This window comes from Butyrivibrio sp. (assembly GCF_017940685.1).
Classification (GTDB): domain Bacteria; phylum Bacillota; class Clostridia; order Lachnospirales; family Lachnospiraceae; genus Butyrivibrio.
This window is the reverse complement of record NZ_JAGAYD010000083.1, coordinates 1-3993: the sequence shown is the minus strand read 5'-3', so window position 1 is coordinate 3993 and position 3993 is coordinate 1. Positions and strand designations below refer to the sequence as shown.

Here is a 3993-nt window from a genome sequence, read left to right as displayed (position 1 = left end):
TTTTTGGCTTTACACATTATGGCATTTTTTCAGAGCGCAGTAGGTTCACTGCAGACAATCGTTATCGCACTTGGAGCAGGTCTTGGAGTTTGGGGAGCAATTAACCTTCTTGAAGGTTATGGAAATGACAACCCTGGAGCAAAGTCACAGGGTATGAAGCAGTTAATGGCTGGAGGCGGAGTTGCTCTAGTCGGCACTACACTTGTTCCTTTGCTCGCTGGCCTCTTCTAAAAAGGGCGAAGTTCCAACGAACTGGGTATAAACCCAAAGGCATCGGAGCCAGGCATTGAAGGCTTGGCTCCATTATTAAAAAAGCAATAGGAGGACAAATTGGATACTATATTTCAGCAAGTGGAAGAGTGGCTGAAAGGTCTAATTATTCCTGTGCTAATGGATACTATCAGCAGCATATTTGATTCTGTGAATACTGAGGTTGGAAACATATCGTCAGATCTGGCGGTTACACCATCAGGTTTCAATCCGCAGGTCTTCAATATGATCAGGCAGATATCGGAGACGGTCATCATGCCAATTGCAGGTATTATTCTCACCTTTGTAGCTGTGTATGAGCTTATTTCAATTATCTGCAGCTACAACAATCTTGCTAACTTTGAAACATGGTTTATCTTCAAATGGATATTCAAAACCTTTATTGCTGTAGAGCTTATCACCCACACCTTTGATTTCACAATGGCAGTATTTGACGTGGCGAGTCACGTCATAGCAAATGCCGGAGGAATCATTCAGGCTGATACAGCTGTGGATGCATCGGCTTTGGCTGCAATGCAGTCAACCATTGAAGCAATGGGACTTGGAGAAATCATATTCCTGTTTATGCAGATTTACATCATCAAGATACTTATATTGATTCTCTCGAAGCTGATATTTGTACTGATTTTCTGCAGAATGATTGAGATTTATATGTATGTTTCAATGGCTCCTATTCCTATGGCAACCTTTGGAAACAGAGAGCAGAGCATGATTGGACAGAACTACATGAGAAGTCTTTTTGCATTAGGTTTTCAGGGCTTTTTGATTCTGATCTGCGTGGGAATATATGCAATGCTGGTTCAGACAGTAGCTTTTTCAAGTGACATTATTGTTTCAATTTGGGGAGTTCTGGGATATACGCTTCTTCTTGCCTTTAGTATTTTCAAGAGCGGAGGAGTAGCCAAATCAGTACTCCAGGCACACTAAGGAGGATTAGATGGCAGCATCTTACATTAGTGTTCCAAGAGATCTTACAAAGGTCAAAAGTAAGGTGATGTTCAACCTTACCAAAAGGCAGATAATATGCTTTTCAGTGGCGGCACTCATTGGAGTACCGTCATTTTTTTTAATAAAAAGTGTTGCGGCAGTAAACACAGCGGTAATGGGAATGATGGTCGTTATGATGCCGCTGTTTTTCTTTGCCATGTATGAAAAGAATGGCAGACCTTTGGAAGTCCTTTTGGCGCATTTCATTCAGCAGGTCTTTATCCGACCTAAGAAACGACCATACAAAACAGACAATTACTATGCAGCTCTTATGAGACAGGCGGCTGCAGAAAAGGAGGTTGATAGAATTGTTCGTACTTCCATGGAAAAAGAATAAGAATACCAGGGAGTTTGTTATGCCGGAAGGCTTAAACAGACAGGAACAGGAAGAAATAAAAGAGATCATAAAAATGGCTCAGCACGATGATGGAACACCACGTACAGCCCAGCAGACAATTCCTTTTGAGCGAATGTTTCAGGATGGTATCTGCAGAATAGGAAGAGATTACTACACCAAAACAATTCAGTTTCAGGACATCAATTATCAGCTTGCACAGCAGGAGGATAAAACAGAGATTTTTGAGGAGTGGTGCAGTTTTCTTAACTTCTTTGACAGCTCAGTACACTTCGAGCTTTCTTTCATGAATCTGGCTACAGATGCCACAGACTTTGAGAGAAAGATTGCGATTCCTCATCAGAAGGATGGCTTCAATGATGTGAGAGATGAGTATTCTACAGTGCTCTTGAAGCAGATGGAGGCTGGAAACAACGGTCTTACCAAGACCAAGTACATAACCTTTGGAATCCATGCAGACTCTATGAAGTCAGCAAAGCCAAGACTCATTCATATTGAGATGGATCTGCTCAATAACTTCAAAAGACTTGGAGTTGTGGCAGAGACACTTGATGGATACCAGAGACTTGCGCTAATGCACAGACAGCTTCACATGGGCGATAAGGCAAGATTCCATTTTGATTGGAAATATCTTGTTGGTAGCGGCTTATCTGTTAAAGATTTCATTGCGCCTAGCGGATTTGAGTTTCCTACAGGTAGATACTTCAAGATTGGAGATCTTTTCTGTGCTATGAGCTTTTTATCAATAGATGCATCAGATATCAGCGACAGAATGCTTGCAGACTTCCTTGGTATGGAGTCTACACAGATTGTTACCATGCACATTCAGTCAGTAGATCAGAATGAAGCTATCAAGACAATCAAGCACACTATCACTGAGCTTGACCGTTCCAAGATTGAGGAACAGAAGAAGGCAGTAAGAGCCGGGTACGATATGGAAATCATTCCTTCAGACCTTGCTACTTATGGCAGGGATGCCAAGGCTCTGTTAAAAGAGCTGCAGACGCAGAATGAGAGAATGTTTCTTTTGACATTCATGGTTCTTAATACAGGACGTTCAATGCAGGAGCTTGAAAACAATATCTTTCAGGCATCTTCTATTGCACAGAAGCACAACTGTAATCTTATCAGATTGGATTTTCAGCAGGAGCAGGGCCTTGTGAGTACATTACCGCTTGCTTATAACGAGGTAGATATTCAGCGAGGCATGACAACTTCAAGCACAGCAATCTTTGTTCCATTTACTACGCAGGAGTTATTCCAGGATCACAGGGGAGCTCTTTATTATGGGCTTAACGCACTATCCAATAACCTAATCATGGTGGATAGAAAGCTTTTAAAGAATCCTAATGGACTTATCCTTGGAACACCTGGCTCCGGTAAATCATTTTCAGCCAAAAGAGAAATAGCAAACCTATTTCTTGTAACAGACGATGACATCATTATCAGCGATCCGGAGTCAGAATACTCTGCACTTGTGGACAGGTTTGGAGGTCAGGTTATCAAGATTAGCCCAACCTCGGCTCAGTACATCAATCCGATGGATATCAACATGAATTATTCTGATGATGATAACCCAATTGCTCTTAAGGCAGACTTCATCTTGTCTTTATGTGAGCTTATTGTTGGCTCAAAGGAAGGATTGCAGCCTGTAGAGAAAACAGTAATAGACAGATGTATCAGACAGATTTATCAGAAATATTTTGAGAATCCGACACCTGAGAATATGCCTATTCTTGAAGACCTTTACAACAAACTTTTGGAACAGGATGAGCCTGAGGCAAAGCATGTTGCAACTGCACTTGAAATCTATGTCAGTGGTTCCCTTAATGTTTTTAATCATAGGACTAATGTGGAGCTCACCAATCGTCTTGTGTGCTATGACATCAAGGATCTAGGCAAGCAGCTTAAGAAGATTGGAATGCTGGTAGTTCAGGATCAGGTTTGGGGAAGAGTTACAGAGAATAGAGAAGCAGGTAAGTCTACTCGTTATTACATGGATGAGATGCACCTTCTTCTGCGTGAGGAACAGACAGCTGCATACACAGTAGAAATCTGGAAGAGATTTAGAAAGTGGGGCGGTATTCCGACTGGTATCACGCAGAACGTAAAGGACCTTCTTGCTTCAAAAGAGGTAGAGAACATCTTTGAAAACTCAGATTTTATCTATATGCTCAATCAGGCTGTTGGTGACAGATCAATCCTTGCAAAGCAGTTAAATATAAGCCCTCATCAGCTCTCGTATGTAACACATTCGGGAGAAGGTGAAGGGCTTTTGTTTTACGGAAATGTAATCTTACCCTTCGTGGACAGATTCCCTAAGGATACTGAACTCTACAAGATCATGACAACCAAGTGGATAGATAAGGCAGAGGATGAAG

Annotated in this window: 4 protein-coding genes; all 4 read left to right on the top strand. The window is 41.7% G+C overall.

The annotated features are described in order from the left end of the window. Positions 1–18 precede the first annotated feature (18 nt). Positions 19–231, top strand: a complete 213-nt coding sequence (locus J6I68_RS05560; protein WP_022770880.1) for a Maff2 family mobile element protein — start codon at positions 19–21, stop codon at positions 229–231. Positions 232–330: 99 nt separating this feature from the next. Further along, positions 331–1197, top strand: a complete 867-nt coding sequence (locus J6I68_RS05555; RefSeq protein ID WP_292218273.1) for a VirB6/TrbL-like conjugal transfer protein, CD1112 family — start codon at positions 331–333, stop codon at positions 1195–1197. A gap of 10 nt (positions 1198–1207) precedes the next feature. Beyond that, a complete protein-coding gene (locus tag J6I68_RS05550; RefSeq protein ID WP_292206716.1) occupies positions 1208–1594 on the top strand; it encodes a PrgI family protein in 387 nt (128 codons plus the stop codon). Positions 1595–1613: 19 nt separating this feature from the next. Continuing rightward, on the top strand, positions 1614–3993 hold a 2380-nt coding region (locus tag J6I68_RS05545; RefSeq protein ID WP_292206722.1), incomplete at its 3' end, for a VirB4-like conjugal transfer ATPase, CD1110 family.